This window comes from Pedobacter rhizosphaerae, assembly GCF_900111155.1.
In the GTDB taxonomy this organism is placed as follows: Bacteria; Bacteroidota; Bacteroidia; order Sphingobacteriales; family Sphingobacteriaceae; genus Pedobacter; species Pedobacter rhizosphaerae.
Genome location: NZ_FOGG01000001.1, coordinates 325368 through 343996 on the forward strand (window position 1 = coordinate 325368; position 18629 = coordinate 343996).

Annotated in this window: 17 protein-coding genes; 5 read left to right on the forward strand and 12 right to left on the reverse strand. The window is 39.3% G+C overall.

What is annotated here, in order from left to right; translation table 11 throughout:
* Positions 1 to 203: 203 nt before the first annotated feature.
* From BMX11_RS01420 to BMX11_RS01450, 7 genes are all read right to left on the reverse strand, one after another.
* Positions 204 to 791 (reverse strand): Crp/Fnr family transcriptional regulator, encoded by a 588-nt coding sequence (locus BMX11_RS01420; protein WP_090880229.1) that lies wholly within the window; start codon positions 789 to 791, stop codon positions 204 to 206.
* Positions 792 to 803: 12 nt separating this feature from the next.
* Positions 804 to 962, reverse strand: coding sequence for a FeoB-associated Cys-rich membrane protein (locus BMX11_RS01425; RefSeq protein WP_090880232.1), 159 nt, complete (start codon positions 960 to 962; stop codon positions 804 to 806).
* A 97-nt stretch (positions 963 to 1059) separates the two neighbouring features.
* Positions 1060 to 2247: a hypothetical protein gene (locus tag BMX11_RS01430; protein ID WP_090880235.1), complete on the reverse strand. Its 1188-nt coding sequence runs from the start codon at positions 2245 to 2247 to the stop codon at positions 1060 to 1062.
* Between the two features lie 61 nt (positions 2248 to 2308).
* Complete coding sequence (locus BMX11_RS01435; protein WP_090880238.1) at positions 2309 to 3136, reverse strand: type 1 glutamine amidotransferase; 828 nt, start codon at positions 3134 to 3136, stop codon at positions 2309 to 2311.
* A 7-nt stretch (positions 3137 to 3143) separates the two neighbouring features.
* A complete protein-coding gene (locus tag BMX11_RS01440) occupies positions 3144 to 4244 on the reverse strand; it encodes a carboxylate-amine ligase (protein WP_090880241.1) in 1101 nt (366 codons plus the stop codon).
* Between the two features lie 27 nt (positions 4245 to 4271).
* A complete protein-coding gene (locus BMX11_RS01445) occupies positions 4272 to 5321 on the reverse strand; it encodes an ATP-grasp domain-containing protein (protein WP_090880244.1) in 1050 nt (349 codons plus the stop codon).
* A 74-nt stretch (positions 5322 to 5395) separates the two neighbouring features.
* Positions 5396 to 6103 carry an esterase family protein gene (locus tag BMX11_RS01450; RefSeq protein ID WP_090880248.1) on the reverse strand — a complete coding sequence of 236 codons (708 nt, stop codon included), beginning with the start codon at positions 6101 to 6103 and terminating at the stop codon, positions 5396 to 5398.
* Positions 6104 to 6288: 185 nt separating this feature from the next.
* Here BMX11_RS01450 and BMX11_RS01455 point away from each other — a divergent pair, with 185 nt between their 5' ends.
* Positions 6289 to 7098 carry an alpha/beta hydrolase gene (locus tag BMX11_RS01455; RefSeq protein ID WP_090880251.1) on the forward strand — a complete coding sequence of 270 codons (810 nt, stop codon included), beginning with the start codon at positions 6289 to 6291 and terminating at the stop codon, positions 7096 to 7098.
* On the opposite strand, the gene BMX11_RS01460 is transcribed toward BMX11_RS01455, so the two are convergent.
* Both BMX11_RS01460 and BMX11_RS01465 read right to left on the reverse strand, forming a co-directional pair.
* A complete protein-coding gene (locus BMX11_RS01460; protein WP_139180105.1) occupies positions 7099 to 8019 on the reverse strand; it encodes a hypothetical protein in 921 nt (306 codons plus the stop codon). It lies immediately after the preceding gene.
* Between the two features lie 2 nt (positions 8020 to 8021).
* Positions 8022 to 9452: an MBOAT family O-acyltransferase gene (locus BMX11_RS01465; protein WP_090880256.1), complete on the reverse strand. Its 1431-nt coding sequence runs from the start codon at positions 9450 to 9452 to the stop codon at positions 8022 to 8024.
* A 300-nt stretch (positions 9453 to 9752) separates the two neighbouring features.
* Between BMX11_RS01465 and typA the strand changes: the two genes are divergently transcribed.
* The 4 genes from typA (at position 9753) to BMX11_RS01485 (ending at position 14955) form a co-directional block, all read left to right on the forward strand.
* Entirely contained in the window at positions 9753 to 11558 is a 1806-nt protein-coding gene (gene typA, locus BMX11_RS01470) for a translational GTPase TypA (protein WP_090880259.1), read from the forward strand.
* Between the two features lie 150 nt (positions 11559 to 11708).
* Positions 11709 to 12581, forward strand: coding sequence for a lysophospholipid acyltransferase family protein (locus tag BMX11_RS01475; protein ID WP_090880263.1), 873 nt, complete (start codon positions 11709 to 11711; stop codon positions 12579 to 12581).
* Positions 12582 to 12677: 96 nt separating this feature from the next.
* Positions 12678 to 13868 (forward strand): serine hydrolase domain-containing protein, encoded by a 1191-nt coding sequence (locus tag BMX11_RS01480; protein ID WP_090880266.1) that lies wholly within the window; start codon positions 12678 to 12680, stop codon positions 13866 to 13868.
* A 43-nt stretch (positions 13869 to 13911) separates the two neighbouring features.
* Positions 13912 to 14955: a hypothetical protein gene (locus tag BMX11_RS01485; protein WP_090880269.1), complete on the forward strand. Its 1044-nt coding sequence runs from the start codon at positions 13912 to 13914 to the stop codon at positions 14953 to 14955.
* Positions 14956 to 15819: 864 nt separating this feature from the next.
* Here the strand turns inward: BMX11_RS01485 and BMX11_RS01490 are convergent.
* The 3 genes from BMX11_RS01490 to BMX11_RS01500 form a co-directional block, all read right to left on the reverse strand.
* Entirely contained in the window at positions 15820 to 16380 is a 561-nt protein-coding gene (locus BMX11_RS01490; protein ID WP_090880272.1) for a type 1 glutamine amidotransferase domain-containing protein, read from the reverse strand.
* An 89-nt stretch (positions 16381 to 16469) separates the two neighbouring features.
* On the reverse strand, positions 16470 to 17216 hold the full coding sequence (locus BMX11_RS01495) for a glycosyltransferase family 2 protein (protein WP_090880275.1): 747 nt from the start codon (positions 17214 to 17216) through the stop codon (positions 16470 to 16472).
* 91 nt (positions 17217 to 17307) lie between these two features.
* The gene (locus BMX11_RS01500) at positions 17308 to 18588 is read right to left on the reverse strand and encodes a glycosyltransferase family 4 protein (RefSeq protein WP_090880278.1); all 1281 of its coding nucleotides are present in this window, start codon (positions 18586 to 18588) and stop codon (positions 17308 to 17310) included.
* Positions 18589 to 18629: the final 41 nt, after the last annotated feature.

Here is an 18629-nt window from a genome sequence, read left to right on the forward strand (position 1 = left end):
TTTGTTTAATTGCTTAACTGGTGAATTGTTTAGCTGGTGAGTTGAGGTGAGCATTCACTCATTCAAAACTCGTTCATTCAATAATTAATGATTGAAGGATAGACTGAGAGAATGATTGAATTGTTTAGCTGGTGAACTGTTTGATTGGTGAGTTGAGTTGAACATTCACTCATTCAAAATTCAGTCATTCATTAATTAATGAATTACGGCCTGAAATGCTTGTTTGCCAATTCTTTTCTTACCCGGCTTAGCGATTCGGGGGTAATGCCGAGGTAGGAGGCAATCATCCATTGGGGTACGCGGAGCGTGAGGTTTGGATACAGTTTAATAAAATCGAGATATCTTTCTTCCGCTGTTGCGCTCAAAAGCATATTGATTCTTTTTTGCATGAAGCGGATGGAATTATTGAGCAAGCGGGTGTGCATAGGTTGCAGGCAAGGCACTTTTCTTGCTGCTTCTTCCATAAAGTCATTGGGCATCAGTACCGCTTCTGTAGCTTCTATCGCATCGATAAAAAAGATAGAAGGCTCATTATTCATGCTGTTGCGATCAGAAATTAACCAGTTTTCTGGTGCAAATTGTAAGATGTGCTCTTTACCCTTTTCATCTATGGAGTAGGCGCGTAGCAGCCCCTTGCCAACGAAGAAGCCATGCTTATACATGTCACCTTTATACTGTACAATTTGGTTCTTGTCGAACTTTTTTACTTTCAAATCGCCAGAAATACTGTCGAACTGCTCATCAGTAATATCAATTTTTTCCTTCAGGTAGCTTTTAAACTGATGAATCATAAAAGGTTCAAATTACTTTTTAGCAGGTTTAATATCAGAAAAGTCAACACCACATTTACAGTTTCCACCACAGCCATCTTTCTTAACCTGTAAAGATTTATAAACCAAACGGCCAACATACACCAATGCCACCGCAAAGAGTAAAAAGACTAATATCGTTTGAATATCCATAGTACAAATATAACAGCCTTTGGCAGTTTAGCGTTCAGTTGAATGTAAAAAAGGATGATTAGCAATATTGTGCGCAGAGCGCGTTAATAAGTGTGGTTTATTTCTCCATAAATCCTATGGTTCCACCTACCCAGTCAAAATCTGCATTATATCTAACGCCTATCATTTTCCCCCTGCTTAATCGCGCAAGATTGATGCAGAGTTGTGGCTCTTCTCCATCTGCCCAAAGGTACATCATTCTGATCTCTGCCTTAACACCTCCCGTTGGCGATTGAACTGCAGGCTCATAATTTACTTTCCTTTGTAGAATCCAGTTTTCAGGATCTTTTATATTGGCAATATCGGTTGGATGAACATCAATAATTACCCCCATTCCTGCAAAAGAAAATAATGGTTTCAATACGTAGTTTTCTAAGTCCTGGGGAATTGTTGCCACTTGATTTAAGAAACGTGTTTCGGGTACAAACCTGCTCCTTAAAAAAGGCATGGTGTATTTACTAATCCTGTAAAACCAGTTGGGGTGTGTGGCCCATTCAATATTTAATGTTTCACGTGGATCAAAGCTTTTGCTTAAAATTTCAGGATCTGAGGCTATTTCATCAAAAATAAGTCGGTTATATATTCTTTTTATCTGAATTTTTTCGGCGCCTTCCTGATAAAAAAGATTCTTCCCTTCTTTAATGATATCTGTTAAGGCTAGGATTTTAATTCCAAGCATTTGTTCAGTAACCAGAAAATCGATGGCTGTTTTTTGATTGTGCGCATCTACATCCATTAAAGCCACTTCATGGGGTTGGTGTTTCCCAATGATGACCTTTTTTAATAAATCAATATACTTTTCTTCATTGAAGTCATTTAAGAAGTAATCTACAGTATCATCAAGATCAAAAGTTGATTTAAATTTTTTGCCCATGTGGTGTTGAAAGCCATATAGGGAAGGGAAGCCCTGCATTTCAATTAACATGGGGGTTAGATCGCCCTGCTCATCTTTGCAAACCCCAAAATCAAAGGTTAAAAAGTGCGACTGGCCATTTTCATTTGGCACACGCCATTCTTCGGGAATTGCTTTTTCAGTTAATGCTTTGAAGTTGTCTTGTTTAATTAAGCGAATAATTTCATCTCCCGCCTCAATTAGTTTTTCCTTTAATGCCCTGGGTACAAAAACTGGCGTTTCTGCTACGCGGAAAGGGATTTTGATAAGGCCTTCCTCCAATTTTTGAAGAAAGGCCTTGTATTTTTCTGAGCTAAACTGTTGGTTGTATTTCTGACGTTGAGCGGATATCATAGTTCTTTGATTAATAGAGCTAAACCGTAATTACAACCCGAAAGCCAGGCTTCATGTCGTTTTAAGCTTCTTGTAATTTTCCTATCGCTTTATTTAAAAAGTTAGGAAGAATAACGCTTTGTGTAAGCATAATCCTTTTTGGATCGTCTAAGCTATTGAGCATATCGAAATATTTGGCTTCGCCATGCGTATCAATAATCAGCTTTTTCTTTTCCTCCTGTAGCAGGTACATTTTCATGCCCACCGGGTCTGCTTCCGGATGGAACTGTGTGCCGATTATCTCATCTGTAAAGCGAATAGACATCATGCATCTTTCCAGATTCACGTGTTTACGTTCTTTTTCTATTGCCAGAAGTTTAGCCCCTTTTAATTCGAACGCTTCAAAATCTGGAGAAATTACCTGCCAGTCTCGGCTGTCTACCGAAAAGAAAGGATTGGAAATGCCATCAAAAACTTCATCTTTCTCCCCATCCTTGGTTAAGGTAATGGGGAATATTCCAAAGGCATTTGAATTTCTTTCCGTAACCTTTCCCAATTTGTATTTGCGGCAGGCTAACTGAAAAGAGTGGCAAATCAAAAAGGCATATTTCTTTTGTTCTTTATTTGCAGCATTGAAGGCTTCAATCTGATCTAAGAGGTTAAAGTAGTCGTTTTCCCATTTCTCCCCCTCACTTTCTACAGGGCTGCCGGGGCCGCCGCTGGAAATATAAACATCATACCCAAGGCCTGGAATTTCGTCCTTTTGCCTTAAATCGAAAATGTCAAATTGGAGGTCGATGTGGTTGTCGGTTTTGAAGCGGGATAAAATCTCCTGAATCCCCCTCATCCCCTGGTTAGGGGCGCCATTATTCATGTCAATAATGGCTACCTTTAAACTGCTTTTATCCATGGTTTAATTACTTTGCGCCTATAAGTGTTTGATTAGTAATGTAATCTACTACCGATTCAAAGTTACCAGTTTGTTCGTAAACTGCCAACTGCCTGTCTGCGCCAGTGCCATGTTCAAGTATTTTGTGAACGTAATTAATGTCTTCTCTACAGCCTAAATCATCTACCACATCATCGATAAAATCTAAAAGTTCTAAGATGAGATTTCTGCAATTTACCTCCATTTCCTTCCCAAAATCAATTAAATTTCCATCTACACCATATCGGGCGGCACGCCATTTATTCTCGTTAATTAAAGCTCGTGAATAGCTGATAAACTTCATGTTTTGCAAACGGAGTTTATATAGTTTTGCGCATAAGGCCTGAAATAATGCTGTAAAAGCCATCGATTCATCAATCAACATCGGGCAATCGCAAATGCGAAACTCTACCGTGTCAAAAAATGGATGTACACGAATATCCCACCATATTTTCTTGGCGTTATCCATGCAATTGGTCTTGATGAGTAGCTTTACGTAGTTGTCATAATCTTCAATACTATTGAAAATATCAGGGATACCAGTCCTTGGAAATTTATCGAAAATTTTAGTCCGGAAAGATTTATATCCTGTGTTTCTCGACTCCCAGAAAGGAGAGTTTGTAGATAAGGCGAAAACATGGGGAAGGAAATACCTTACCTGATTGGCGATGTGAATGGCCAGTTCTCTCGATTGAAAGCCTACATGTACATGCAATCCGAAGATTAAATTAGAACGGGCAGCTTCCTGCAACTCGTTTACAATTTCGTTATAGCGGGGATGTTCTGTAATTAATTGTTTTTCCCAATGTGAAAAGGGGTGGGTGCCGGCAGCACCAATTCGAAGTCCTTGTTCTCCGGCCAGTTGCGAAACCGTGTATCGAAGCTGTGAAATTTCTTTCCTGGCCTCTTCGGTATTTCTACAAATACCCGTGCCTACTTCTACCACTGCCTGGTGCATTTCTGCTTTTACCTGGTCTTTGTGAATCTTTTGTGCGGCCTCAACAATTTTTTGGTCGTGCGAAGTCAGCTCTCTGGTAACGGGATCAATTACCATGTACTCTTCTTCCACGCCTAGCGTAAATTCATTCATCCTGATGCTCATTAATAGTATCCCTTATTATTTTTTAACAGTTGGTTTTTTAGGTTTTGCGGTAGTTTTTTCTGCCACAGACTTCGCTGCGGGCTTCTTGGTTGTTTTGCTTGCTGATTTTGCGATTAAAGGTTTTCCTGCCACCGAAGATTTAATGTATTCTCCCCAGGTGAGATTGTCTTGTCCGTCTTTTTGTGCTTGTGCCCTTTCAATGGCATAATTTGCGGTGGTTTCTACCACCCATTCGAAGTTCTCTTCGCCTACACTTTTAATATCTGCATCTGGCGCAGGGTTGCAGAAATCTATGGCAATTGGAATGCCATCCCGAACGGCAAATTCTACCGTATTAAAATCATACCCCAGATAAGTGCAGAGCTTAATAACGTATTCTTCTATGGTTTTGAGCAGTGCGCTGCTGGTCGTAAAGCTATCTACCGCATAACGCAGGTGGTGTGGGTTTCGGGGATCGTAAGACATGATGCGAACGTGCTTTCCTCCAATACAATAACACCGGTAGTATTGCTCAAAAATGATTTCCTCCTGTAAAAGCATCACCAGTTGTTCTGTGCCAGCATGTTTATTGAAAAAATCTTCCTTATCGTGCAGTTTATAAACATCTCTCCAGCCGCCACCATCAAAAGGTTTCATGTAAGCAGGAAAGCCAACATAATTAAAAATGGCATCCCAGTCGAGGGGCATAGTTAAGTTAGAAAAAGAGTCTCCGGTAGTTCCTGTTGGGTGTTGCCTGGAAGGAATTAAGGCTGTTTTGGGCACTGGAACCCCAATTTGTTCGGCCAGTACGTTGTTGAAAAATTTCTCGTCGGCACTCCACCAAAATGGATTGTTGATAACTGCTGTCCCTGTGATGGCTGCATTTTTTAAAGATGCCCTGTAGAAAGGCACATCTTGAGAAATGCGATCAATAATTACAGCATAACCCAAAGGAACGTTCTGAAATATTTTGTCAATTTTGACAGCTTCTGCTGTGATGCCTTTTACGGCTTTCTGGTTAATCCGCTCGATAACGGCTTCAGGAAAAGAGCGCTCCTGTCCGAATAAAATCCCTATTTTTTTCATTCCTTGAGTTTATTGTTTATTTATCAAACACCTTAACTATAAGATCGTTTGATGATTTCTATTGATTTCTTCATTTAAAGCTGAGCAATATATTCAGGGAACATTTCTCTCCAGATTGGCCAATCATGATCGGCATTTTGCCTGATATCCAGCCAATGATTAATGCCTTTTTGATTCAGGATGTGTGAGAGTTTTTCGTTGTCGGGTCTGCACATATCGCGGTCTGTAGTTCCAAGAACAATTTTTAAGTCGTGCAATTCTGGATTGCTGTTGTTGGGGATGAAATCTATGGGGTTGTTAAAATAAACATCATTGTTATAAAAACCGTCTAACTGACCGGTGATGTCAAATGCTCCGCTCATACTAAACATATGGCTTACCAGCCAGGGATGCCTGAAGGCAAAGTTTGCAGCATGATAACCGCCAAAGCTGCAACCTGCGGTTATAATTTTTTGATGTCCGGTTTCGTGCCTGGCTAAAGGAGCAAGCTCTTCCAATAGATATTTATCATACCAGATATGGTTTTTAACCCGATCTGCCGGAGGGATACTTTTATTATACCAGCTTAATTTATCGATGCCGTCCGGGCAATAAATTTTGATCTTTCCTTCATTGATAAATCCTTCAACAGAATCGATCAGGTTGAAATCCTTGTTCTCAAAATAACGACCCATACTAGTTGGAAACAGTAGAATAGGGATACCACTGTGGCCAAAAATGAGCAAGTCGATATCAATGCTTAAATTCGGGCTGTACCATTTTTTATGTTCTTCTTTAACCATAGCAAAAAATGAATGTTTTAAGATAGAAATTAAATCTCATAAAAAGAGCGAAAGTGATTTTTAAAAAGCGATGAAAATTGGATGCTTTGTAAAAAAATGATACTGATATTTAATAGTTTAGATAGAATCGTACCTTTGCCGCAATTTATTAGGCACAACGCCGGGTGATAGGTGATTTGAAGTTTATGTACACAACAATTTTATCCGTTAAGGTTAATACCAGTAGTTTTAAAATCCCTTCTGCTTATTTAAAGCATGAGGTTGAAATAGATATTTACAGCCCTGAAGGTATTTTAGGGAATGAAAAAATAGAGTTGCTTCTTTTGAATGATGGCCAGGATGTGGCTAAAATGAACTTTGTAGAAATTCTGGAAGAAGCACATCACAATAAAAGAAACCACAGGTTAATTGTGGTGGCTATTAAAGCATCCTCAGATCGCTTAATGGAATATGGTGTGGCTGGTATTCCTGATTTTAAAGGGAGAGGCGCAAAGGCTAATTTATACTCAGAATTTGTAATTAAGGAACTTTTGCCTTTTGTAAAGAAGAAAATTGCCTTACCGATTACAGGGAAGGTTGCCTTTGCCGGTTTTTCTTTAGGCGGCTTGTCTGCTTTTGATATAGCCTGGAATAACCCAAATATTTTCGATGCTGTTGGCGTGTTTTCTGGCGCTTTTTGGTGGAGAAAGAAAGATCTGACTGATGGTTATACAGATGCTGATCGAATATTGCATGAAATGTTAGCGCATACCTCCAGCAAGCCCGATATGAAGTTCTGGCTAATGACAGGAACGGAGGATGAGCTGGCAGATCGCAATAAGAATTTGATTATTGACTCTATTGATGATACCATTGATGTGGTTAAATTGCTCTTGACCAAAGGATATAAAAGGCCAAATCAGCTTTTTTACTATGAAAAAGTTGGCGGCAAACACGATGTACCCACCTGGGAAAGCGTGATGCCTGCCTTTTTAAACTGGGCTTTCGAAGTATAATTATAGCTGTTTTTCTTCCTTTTGGATGAGGGCAGTTATTTTTAAGGAAAGTTTTTTGGCACCATACTGATTCAGATGGTCGGCATCATAAAAATCATTCGCCTTAAAATCGCTATCCCTTAAAAGATTGTAATACTTAATGCCTGGGTGGCTGCTCCCGATTTGCCTGATGGCAGAGAGCGTGCTCATTAATTGCGATTGATGTAAATGTGAAACGTACGATTTATAAGCCGGACTGGTGTATAACAGTACTTTTACTTTCCTTTGTTCGGCAAAGGTTATAATGTCATTGAGCAAATGAACATTGTTGGTAAATCGCCTATTGGTTGTAGCACTATGCCGCGCTGCTGCTGTGATGCCCGTTTTATCGAGGTTTTTGTGTCGTTTGGCTTGGTATTGCGTACCCCAGCCCAGGTTTGTGCAAGAAATTTCCGTTTCCCCCTTAATGTAATAGGCGTATAACCTGCTCAGGTTGAGGTCTAATTTATTGCTCAGCACTTCGGTGTCATTCATAAATTTATTATGGGCATCTATGTGATAGTAAATGCTGTAACTTTTGGTTCTCCAAGCCTCCGGACTATCTTCTAAAAGGCCATAAAAAGAAAAATAATCTATGGGTAGTACAATGTATTTAAGTTTAGACCAGTTGTTTCTGTACTTTTTTAAGATCTCTAAATCGTAATCGATAGATTGAGACACATAAGCAGCATTAAAACTTCCTTTAATATATTGTGGGTCTATTCCGTAATAAACATGAGAACTGCCCAGAAAAAGCACCGTTACCTCTTTGGCATGATGATCCAGGTAGTTATTCTTCAGTTCGTAATCGTTTGGAATTTTTCGAATCAGTAATTCGATGGTTATTCCCATTATCAGGATAGGAAATAAGAAAAGAAAGAGGTGTTGGACAAACTTTTTCATAGCTAAAATTGGAAGTAGATAAACTGTTGTTCTTCTCCGGCGAAGTAAAAAATGATGAAAACCAAGGCGTAGTACAGGCTCCATCTGGCAGGTTTGATCCAGTTAAAGCCCAGTTTACCAATGGCGTAAGGTTCATTTCTGCCCTTCCATTCTATGAGGATGAAAAAGACCAGCAAAAGCAAGAGCTTTATCGGTAATATTTGCGGTACGGTAAATAGCGTACTGGAACCGATGGAAGATATGATATTAAACGCATGTTGCACTGAATTTGCCCTGAAAAAGATCCAGGCAAAAACGGTTAGTGCAAAGGTGAGTATGATACAAAAAAACTCCTTAAAAGAAGGGAAAGTCTTGCCAGAGGCTACAATATCCAGATTAGACCTGTTGGTATTGTATATAATGGAAGGCAAGATGTAAAGCGCATTTAATAGCCCCCAAATAATGAACGTCCAATTGGCACCGTGCCAAAAGCCACTCACTAAAAAGATGATAAAGGTATTGCGCACCTTGGTCCAGGTGCCGCCCTTGCTTCCCCCCAGTGGGATATACAGGTAATCTCTGAACCATGTAGACAATGATATATGCCATCTACGCCAAAATTCGGCAATATCTCTGGAGAAATAAGGATAGGCAAAGTTGCGTAGGAGTTCAACCCCAAATAGCCTTGCCGTACCCAAAGCAATATCAGAATAGCCAGAGAAATCCCCATAAATTTGAAAGGCAAAAAAGATCGCGCCCAGCAACAAGGTACTGCCAGAATAGGCATCCGAATGGTTAAAAAGCATATTCGCAATTACTGCACATTGATCGGCAATGACAATTTTTTTGAATAAGCCCCACAAAATTTGTCTCAGTCCATCAATGGCCTGGCTGTAGTTAAAGTCTCTTTTTTTCTTGATTTGGGGAAGCAAATGCGTAGCCCGTTCAATGGGACCAGCAACCAGAAGGGGGAAGAAGCTTACAAATAAAGCATAGTCTGTAAAGTTCCTTTCGGCCTTAATCCTTTGCTTATAAATGTCTATCACATAGGATAAACCATGGAAAGTATAAAAGGAAATTCCCACTGGCAAAATGACCTTCAATGTCCATGGATTAACCTGTAGGCCAAAGTTCGAAACGGCTTCAGCAAAAGACTCTGCGAAGAAGTTGTAATATTTAAATACTCCCAGAAAGCCCAGGTTAATGCCAATACTTAGCCAGAACCAAAGCTTTCGCTGCTGCGGTTTTTCTTCCATTTTTAAACCCGTAAAGAAATCGAGTAGGGTAGAAAAGATGAGTAAAAACAGGAAGCGCCAGTCCCAGCAAGCATAAAAGAAATAGCTTGCGGAGAGCAACAGGATATTTTGAAGCTTAAGCCTTTTTTTTCCAATTAACCAGTAAAGCGCAAAAATGATGGGAAGAAAAATGGCAAAGCTTAAGGAGTTGAACAGCATGGTGTTATCATTTACAAGTGTTTGATAAAAGTAAAAATAAGGGAATATCGGTGTAGGATTAATGATGCGCGGCAGGTTGTACGGATATTGGATAAAAGCTGTATACCGGCTGTAAAAAACTATACAAGGCAGGCAGGGCTGCAAGTAGTCATCTAAAAAGAGGCGTAGTTACAACGGTTCAATAGGCTTTTGTGTTAAAAATGAAGTGATTACGGTGTTAAGTTTGGATTAAAAACTTCTCGATATAGTTGAAAATCCATTTCAAAGCCTTATCTTTGCGGCAAATTTGAGGCGCATTTTATGCAAAAGATAAGAAATATAGCTATTATAGCACACGTTGACCACGGTAAAACCACGTTGGTTGATAAGATTTTACACTCTTGTTCTATTTTTCGTGACAACGAACAAACAGGAGAGTTGATATTGGATAATAACGATTTAGAGCGTGAGCGTGGTATCACAATCGTGTCTAAAAACGTATCTGTTCAATACAAAGACGTAAAAATTAACATCATCGATACACCTGGTCACGCGGATTTTGGCGGTGAGGTAGAGCGTGTTTTGAAAATGGCCGATGGTGTGCTTTTACTTTGCGATGCTTTTGAAGGTGCAATGCCTCAAACTCGTTTCGTAACGCAAAAGGCTTTGGCATTGGGTTTAAAACCAATTGTGGTGGTAAACAAAGTGGATAAAGAAAACTGTCGCCCAGAAGAGGTTTACGAGCAAATTTTCGAATTGTTCTTCAACCTTGAAGCTACTGAAGAGCAACTGGATTTCCCTGTTATTTACGGTTCATCTAAACAAGGATGGATGAGTACTGACTGGCAGAAACCAACGACTGATATTTTCGCTTTATTAGATGCGGTTGTGGCTAATATCCCTCCTGCACCTATTAACGAAGGTACTTTACAAATGCAAATCACTTCATTAGATTATTCATCTTTCGTAGGTCGTATTGCAATTGGTCGTGTTCACCGCGGTACCATTAAAGAAAACCAACCGGTTACGTTAATTAAACGTGATGGTAAGGTAGTTAAATCAAGAGTAAAAGAACTTTATACTTTCGAAGGTTTAGGAAAAATCCGTGCTACACAAGTAAGCTCGGGAGATATTTGTGCTGTTGTAGGTATTGATGGTTTCGATATTGGTGATACTATCGCTGATTTTGAGGCACCAGAACAATTACCGGTAATCAGCATTGATGAGCCAACAATGAATATGTTGTTTACCATCAATAACTCACCATTTTTCGGTAAAGAAGGTAAATTGGTAACTTCTCAACGTATTAAAGAACGTTTATACAAAGAGATGGAGAAAAACTTAGCACTTAAAGTGGTTGAGACTGCTTCTCCTGATTCTTGGTTGGTATATGGTAGAGGTATTCTCCATTTATCAGTATTAATCGAAACCATGCGTCGTGAAGGTTATGAAATTCAAGTGGGTCAGCCACAGGTTATCGTTAAAGAAATCGATGGTAAAAAACACGAGCCAATTGAAACATTAATTGTAGATGTACCTGCTGAAGTTTCTGGTAAAGTAATCGAGTTGGTAACTCAACGTAAAGGTGAGTTGTTAATTATGGAGCCAAAAGGCGATTTACAACACTTAGAATTCGAAATTCCTTCTCGTGGTATTATCGGTTTACGTAACAACGTATTAACTGCTACTGCTGGTGAGGCGATTATGGCGCACCGTTTCAAAGCTTACGAGCCTTGGAAAGGTACAATCCCAGGTCGTTTAAATGGTGTATTGGTTTCTATGGAAAAAGGTCAAACTACTGCTTATTCAATTGATAAGTTACAAGATAGAGGTCGTTTCTTCGTTGATCCGGGAGCTGATGTTTATGAAGGTCAGATTATGGGTGAGCACATCCGTGATAACGATTTAGTAGTAAACGTAGTTAAAGGAAAAGCATTAACCAACATGCGTGCATCTGGTACAGATGATAATACTCGTATCGCACCTGCAATTAAATTCTCTTTAGAAGAGGCTATGGAGTACATCCAGGCTGATGAGTACATTGAGGTTACACCTGCAAGTATGCGTTTACGTAAAATCTTCTTAACAGAACAAGAACGTAAAGTTAAAGGAAAGCAATTCGCATAAGCCTTTTAAATTATATTAAAGCCTCGATGTAAATCGGGGCTTTTTTGTTTTAATCTTTTTCCGCAAACAATCCATTCCCCTGGTCGTTTTAAGTCTTTCGCAATTGGCACTTTCATTAATAATTTTAACTTTACGCTTTAACCGTATAACATGCTTAAAAAGGGTTTTGCCCATTTAGGGATATTTTTTATAGTTGTATTATCGCTTTTACCCATGTCCATCCTATATTTATTAGCAGATGGGCTTTATGTGTTATTGTATTATGTTTTTAATTACCGGAGAAAGGTAGTGAGGGCAAATCTGATGAATGCATTTCCAGAAAAGGAGTTAACAGAGATTGTAGCGATAGAAAAAAAATACTTTAAGTATCTCGCTGCGTTAATTTTTGAAATTGTAAAGCTCAATAGCATTTCGAAGGAGGAAGCGATAAGGCGTTTTCCTTTTCGCAATAGGGAACTGATAGAAGGTTATCTACAAAGAGGAGAGAGTGTGTTGGTTTGTTCGGCACATTACGGCAATTGGGAGTGGGGAACTTTAAGCTGTGGCCTGCATTTCTCCGCAGTTCAATACCCGATTTATAAACCACTTAACAACCCCATATTTGATGCCTGGTTTAAGAAAGTCAGATGTAAATTTGGCAATCAGATGATTGCGATGAGGCAAACTTTTAGAGCGCTTCAAGCTACAAAGGATATCACTACCCTGTTTAGCTTTGGTAATGATCAGGCACCAACAAGGGAAGAATCCAATTACTGGACAACCTTTTTGAATCAGCCCACAGCGATACAACTGGGGATAGAAAAGATTGCCAAAAAGACCAACCGGCCAGTTTTCTATCTAAGGGTTAAAGTGATTAAGAGAGGATATTATGAAGTTGACTGTGTTCCGTTATGTTTGAATCCTGCTGAAACTGCAGAATTTGAAATAACAGAAATGCATACCCGATTTTTAGAGCAGATTATTAGAGATGAACCGGCTTACTGGCTTTGGAGCCACCGCAGGTGGAAACATCAACCTCAATAAGGTAGTTTTCAATTTGCAATCCTCAGTTTAGTTAAGCAGTTGTCAATAATCAGTTAAACCCTTAAACAATTCAACAATAATAGTGAGAGTACACAGATGAAGATCTTTAAAAGGATTTTAAAATGGTTTTTTATACTGGTTATAGCCTGTTTAACCGGAATGTTTATCTGGAAGCCCTATTTATTAAGGGTTTTGCGCTATCGCACACCCAATGCCGTAACCTACAAAATCTTTCCACAGACTGTCGTTAAGCACAGCGATACAGCTTTTCAGTTTAAAAAAGCCTCAAAAATGCGTGTCGACCTGGATAGCCTCCAGGTGTTAAATGGCCGGAATGGATCGATCCCTTTCGATGATTATTTTGAACAAGGTGATTTAACCGCTTTTATGGTGATTAGAAATGACAGCATCATCTATCAGAAATTTGCCAAAGGTTATTCCGATAGCACCTTAACTACTATTTTTTCTGGCGCTAAGAGCATGATTTCGATCTTGATTGGACAAGCTTTGGCAGATGGAAATATAAAAAGCCTCGATGATAAAGTGCTGCAATATATTCCAGAATTAAAGTCCAACCCGGCCTTTGATAATATCTCGATAAAGAACCTTTTAGACATGAAATCTGGTCTTGAATTTAAAGATGCTTTTGGAGGGATTTTAAAGGCGTTCTTTTCTGATGAGGCGAAGTATTATTACACCCATGATATGAAAGCTGAATTAATGGATGTAAAGTTGGTTAACAGGCCCGGAACTGTTTGGAAGTATAAAAGTATAGACCCGATTTTATTGGGTTGGGTTTTAGAAAAAGCAACAGGGAAAACGGTGGCGCAATATTTTGAAGAAAAGTTGTGGTTAAAAATTGGTACTCAATATTATGCTTCCTGGGGCTTAGATCATCCGGGCGGACTGGCTAATGTAGCTAGTCGTTTTCAGGTTACAGCAATTGATTTAGCAAAAATAGGTCGTTTGTTCTTAAACAGAGGGCAATATAATGGTCAACAGATTATACCCGAAAGTTGGGTTGATCAATCTGTCAGTATCGGTACAGAAAAACCTGCATCAGCAAAGGGCTGGCAAAAATCTGCGCATCATTATCTTTGGTGGATTCCACAGCAAGGCGATAAGGGTGATTACGCAGCCGAAGGTATGCTTGGTCAACGGCTGTACATAGACCCGAAAACGAACACCATTATTGTACAGTTTGCCCGTCATGGCGCAGGTAATTATCCCTATCGGAAAATCAGCAGGTATTTAGCCGGACTGCCATTTAGCTATCCAAAACGCTGATTGGCTTTGCGGTTCATTCATTAAAGTAGTACATTGCTGTAGAATGGAAAATAACGATGTAAAAATTTCTAAGAAAAAACCGATTTTTCCGGTTACACCAGCCTTACAGAAATATCTTCGTCTTTACCAGAGAGAAGCGAAACTGCCCATTACATACAATGATTTAATGCAGTTTAATGAAGCTTTTCCTTTAATGGATAAATACGGAAAGGATTCTTTATGGGAAGGACCAATTTATGCGCAAGATTTAATTGAAAAGTTGCATAGTGGCCTAAAGGAAATATATGCCAGTTTAAAAGCTTCAGGTAATCTCCGTATTGTAGAACATAAATACATTGATAAAATAGAGTATTGCACTTTCGGAAATACGCATCCATTTAGGATAAGGATAGTAAACAGGCTGAATGATGTTTACGATTATTTCTACATTAAAAAGGCCGACGCTTCCCGTATTTACGGACTGGAAATGGAGGAGATCCTTTCGCCCAATCAGGTAAATTATTTGGTAGATGGCGATACCTTGGTGGAAGAGCATATCGCCGGGATACCGGGGGATGTGTTTACCAAAGGACAACTATATACACCAGAGTTTAATCCTACACGGATTGCCAAGGAGTTTGTAAAATTTAATGAACGTTGTCTTATTATGCTGCTGGGGGATATGAGGGCGTATAATTTTGTGGTACAGATTACGCCAGACTTTGATGACATTCAATTTAGAATCAGGGCCATAGATTTTGATCAGCAGTTTTATGAAGGTAACCTGAAAGTTTATCTGCCTCAATTTTTTAAAGAAAACCTGCCGTATGTGAAGCTGAGTATGGAGCAGCTTACCGAAAAAACGGTACTTCAATATCAGCAGGAAGAGAGGTCATCTATTGTGCACAGGGTAAGGAGTGAGCGTCATCGGTTGACAGATTTACGCGATGTTTCTAAAAAAGAAGAATTAACTACTCCGGAAAATATCGCAAGGCTAAAACAAAGTATGGCCGATTATTTTAATGATGCGAATTATCTCTATTGTAAAAATATGACCGATATTATTGAGCTTAACATCAAAAATATTATCAGACAAGTGAAGTTGTAACTGCAACTTTTTGGCGGCGAGGAAACGAGAAATTTTTGGGTCGTAGCGAGATGCTACCAATGCTATTAACTTAAGGAGAAAACTAAAATGGATTGTCATCCTGAGCCTGTCGAAGGGCAATCCATTTTAGTTTTCGACTTATTAAGAAGGTTTTCGACTAGTTGTCCCGATTTCACATCGGGAAGCTCAGGACACTATTTTGCTTAACTTAATAGCATTTGAGACGCTACAACTAGAGGGGATGCTACAACCAGAAAGGTAAAATTCCTTATTAACCACCCCTTGCCCCTCCTAAATTAGGCGGGGAGCCGGTCTGTGCTTAGGATAAAAAGTACCTTCGCAGGTCTGTTTATGCGCCATACTCCAAACGTTCAAATATAACTGTCCTTTCCTATGCACGCCTCCGGCCTAGCAGCATTTCGCCGGATAGGACAGTCGAATGCTTGCGTTTCCATCATTTACCTACTGCCCAAGGGAGCGCGCAAAGTTTAACACAAAGCATTAACCACAGAGAGAAAGAGGAATTACACGGAGTACACAGAGATAGCTTCGCTATTGCTGAGCGCACACAAATAGAAGCAGAGCGCCTGCTATCTTTTATATCTTAGTGGTTATAATTAAAGAAATTCAGTGCCTTCAGTGTTTCCGTGGCTAAAAAACTCAACTTGCCTTAATGTTTTTTTGCACCATATAATCCATAGAAGAAAAATAAGTCCTCACCCGATCAAAGCCAGTAATAAGGAAAGACAAATGGAATCCTTTTCCGAAGGAGAAAGAATCAAAGGTAGTGGGTAAACCAATAAAAACGGCTGGACAAGCCAACCGTTTTTTGAGTGAATCTAGAAAGAGCGTCCAAAGCGTTGATTAGGCGTGTTGCCCTTCGTGTACGCCTTCAGCAAATTCCTCCACAATTTTATCATTAAATGCAGGTAAGTCTTCAGGTGTTCGGCTGGTTACCAAACCTTGATCTACTACTACTTCCTCATCGCTCCAATCGGCACCTGCATTGATCAAATCCTGCGCAATGTTCTTAACTGAAGTCAATTTTCTGCCCCGAACAACATCTGCATTGATTAAAGTTTGTGGCCCATGGCAGATGGCTGCAACGGGCTTACCCGCTTCAAAAAATGCCCTTACAAAGGCTATTGCTTCATCATTTACCCTTAATTGATCGGGATTAATTACACCACCCGGTAAAACTAAACCATTGTATTCATTGGCATTGGCCTCAGCAATTGTTTTATCTACAGCTACTTCGATAGACCAATGATCATGGTTCCAGGCTTTTATTTTGCCGCTTTTAGAAGAGATTACATGAACGGTTGCTCCCTCTTCTTTTAACCTTTTTAAAGGTTCAGTCAATTCTACTTCTTCAAATCCGCTTTCTGAAAGTATTGCAATGTTGCGATTACTTAATTGTCCCATAATTTTACTGTTTTTAATAGGTATTATGGTATAGACAGCAAAAATTCAAAGATTGTTTTTAAAAAATGAGATTAGCAGGCTTCGGAAAACTAATCATTTGTCCTTCTATGCTTCACGAAGTACAATGCCAGATTACAGGCGATGATGAAGTGATTAAATAAATTGGGGATTAAACCGTAGTACTTTGTAAAGATCCTGAAGCGTTCCTTCAAGCTTTCCCGGTGTTTCTTTTTACTCATACCACCAACCAGATATTTGGCTACATAACGGTGTACATTAACAGTATTAGATGCTTTTTTAGCTGCCTTGATGATCCAGTCAATATCAGCACTGTATTTATACTGCAAATCGTAGGGAACTGTAATGCTTTTTTTGATGTAAATAGCCTGATGGCTGATACTCATTCCGTATTTAAAACTTTTCCAATCGAATTCCTCTGGCGCTTCGTGCCTTCTTTTGCCCAAACTTTCCCAGTTATCATTATACATTTCTGTTTCACCATAGTAAATGTCGGCCCAGTCTGCTGAGGCAAAAACGGCTTCAACAGTCTGGTGGTCGTATATTTCATCGCCCGAGTTCATGAAGAGAATATAATCGCCCGTGGCTAGTGCCAAACCTTTATTCATGGCATCATAAATCCCTTTATCGGGTTCAGAAACAATTTTTGATATCTGATCCTGGTAGCGGTTTACAATTTCTAAAGTTCCATCCGTCGAGGCACCATCAATAACAATATATTCAATCTTTTTGTAGGTTTGATTGATCACAGATTGAATGGTTCGCTCAATGTCTCGGGCGTTATTATATACAATAGTGATGATGGATAGTTTAGGCAAGTTGCTGTTGTTTTTGATTCGCTATAAAAATAACAAAGATTGAGGTTTTTTTTATTTTCGGCAAATAAAATGAAATGCGCGAAGCTTTGATTTACTTAGGCTGTAAATCAATCAAAGTTTCATACAAATGAATGTGTTCGGCAGCAATTACCTCTTCCGAGAAATCAGATAAAATAGAAAACCTGGCCGCTTTTTGAATTTCTTCCTTATTCGGACGGTGGTATAACCATTCAATGCCATTAGCCAAATCAGTTGCGTTTTTGTATTCTGCCAGGTAGCCATTTTGCATGTGTTTCACCATGTCTGGAATTCCACCGGTAGTAAACGCAATTACGGGCGTGGCACAAGAAAGACTCTCCATTACGGTATTGGGGAGGTTATCTTCCAGTGAAGGCGTAATAAATGCATCTGCTGCAGAATAGCACTTGGCTAAATGACCGTCCTTATTAATTGTCCCTAAAAAGGTGGTTTTGAAAGGAAAGGAAGGAAGCTCCGCATTGTCTTTGTTTCCAAATATAACCAGCTCTATGTCTTCTTTTTTTATCCCAACTCGCCGTGATAAAATCTCTAAAGCTTCAACGAGGTAAGGGGTTCCCTTATGCTTGTCGTTTTTGGAGGGCATAAAGCCACTCATTAAAACAAACTTATTGGGATCTATTTTAAGTATTTTTTTGGCTTCAGATTTTACATATGGTTTGAAAATCTGCGTTTCTATCGTATTTGGAATAACAGTTGTTTTTCGGGTACCCAATAAACTGCTAAATTTTACCGATTGTGCCATCCAATTACTGGGCGCTACAATATGAAAGTTAAGTTCGGTGTATGCTTTCTGCTTACGGAGCCAGATTTTATGAGAAATATCATTTTTACCACTTAATTTCAAAATCGGGCAGTTTCCACATTGCTGATGGAAGTGTTCGCAGCCATAGCGCACATGACAGCCACCTGTAAAGGCATTGCTATCGTGAAAGGTCCAAACTACAGGTTTTTCCAGTTCGTCCAGCTGTGCTAAAAACTTCGGATTCAAAAAGCCATGGTTTACCCAGTGGAGGTGGATAATATCTGCATTTTTAACATCGGGGTGATTGATTACCGATCGGCCATACCATTGCAGGCTAAAGGGTGTTTTTACCGATTTGCTCAGCCATTTGGAAAAATATCGCTCGGCTAAAATGTTGTAAACGGCTTTTGCCTTTTGGAATGGCGTTTTACTGAACGTATCAATTTTAGGATTTTGGCCAAACTTGTAATACACCAAAACTTTGGAGTCGATACCAGAAGCTTTGAGTGCATCGCTCAAGCGTAAACAAGCACGGCCAGCGCCGCCATTGCCATCGTATGTATTTAAGTGTACAACTTTCAAATCTTTCAAAAATACATTTTATTGTTTACGATTATAAAAACTGTTGCGTA

Bases quoted from the DNA above. Each gene is read 5' to 3' on its own strand.
- BMX11_RS01420 (WP_090880229.1), bottom strand. From the start codon at position 791: ATGATTCATCAGTTTAAAAGCTACCTGAAGGAAAAAATTGATATTACT.
- BMX11_RS01425 (WP_090880232.1), bottom strand. From the start codon at position 962: ATGGATATTCAAACGATATTAGTCTTTTTACTCTTTGCGGTGGCATTG.
- BMX11_RS01430 (WP_090880235.1), bottom strand. From the start codon at position 2,247: ATGATATCCGCTCAACGTCAGAAATACAACCAACAGTTTAGCTCAGAA.
- BMX11_RS01435 (WP_090880238.1), bottom strand. From the start codon at position 3,136: ATGGATAAAAGCAGTTTAAAGGTAGCCATTATTGACATGAATAATGGC.
- BMX11_RS01440 (WP_090880241.1), bottom strand. From the start codon at position 4,244: ATGAATGAATTTACGCTAGGCGTGGAAGAAGAGTACATGGTAATTGAT.
- BMX11_RS01445 (WP_090880244.1), bottom strand. From the start codon at position 5,321: ATGAAAAAAATAGGGATTTTATTCGGACAGGAGCGCTCTTTTCCTGAA.
- BMX11_RS01450 (WP_090880248.1), bottom strand. From the start codon at position 6,103: ATGGTTAAAGAAGAACATAAAAAATGGTACAGCCCGAATTTAAGCATT.
- BMX11_RS01455 (WP_090880251.1), top strand. From the start codon at position 6,289: ATGTACACAACAATTTTATCCGTTAAGGTTAATACCAGTAGTTTTAAA.
- BMX11_RS01460 (WP_139180105.1), bottom strand. From the start codon at position 8,019: ATGAAAAAGTTTGTCCAACACCTCTTTCTTTTCTTATTTCCTATCCTG.
- BMX11_RS01465 (WP_090880256.1), bottom strand. From the start codon at position 9,452: ATGCTGTTCAACTCCTTAAGCTTTGCCATTTTTCTTCCCATCATTTTT.
- typA (WP_090880259.1), top strand. From the start codon at position 9,753: ATGCAAAAGATAAGAAATATAGCTATTATAGCACACGTTGACCACGGT.
- BMX11_RS01475 (WP_090880263.1), top strand. From the start codon at position 11,709: ATGCTTAAAAAGGGTTTTGCCCATTTAGGGATATTTTTTATAGTTGTA.
- BMX11_RS01480 (WP_090880266.1), top strand. From the start codon at position 12,678: ATGAAGATCTTTAAAAGGATTTTAAAATGGTTTTTTATACTGGTTATA.
- BMX11_RS01485 (WP_090880269.1), top strand. From the start codon at position 13,912: ATGGAAAATAACGATGTAAAAATTTCTAAGAAAAAACCGATTTTTCCG.
- BMX11_RS01490 (WP_090880272.1), bottom strand. From the start codon at position 16,380: ATGGGACAATTAAGTAATCGCAACATTGCAATACTTTCAGAAAGCGGA.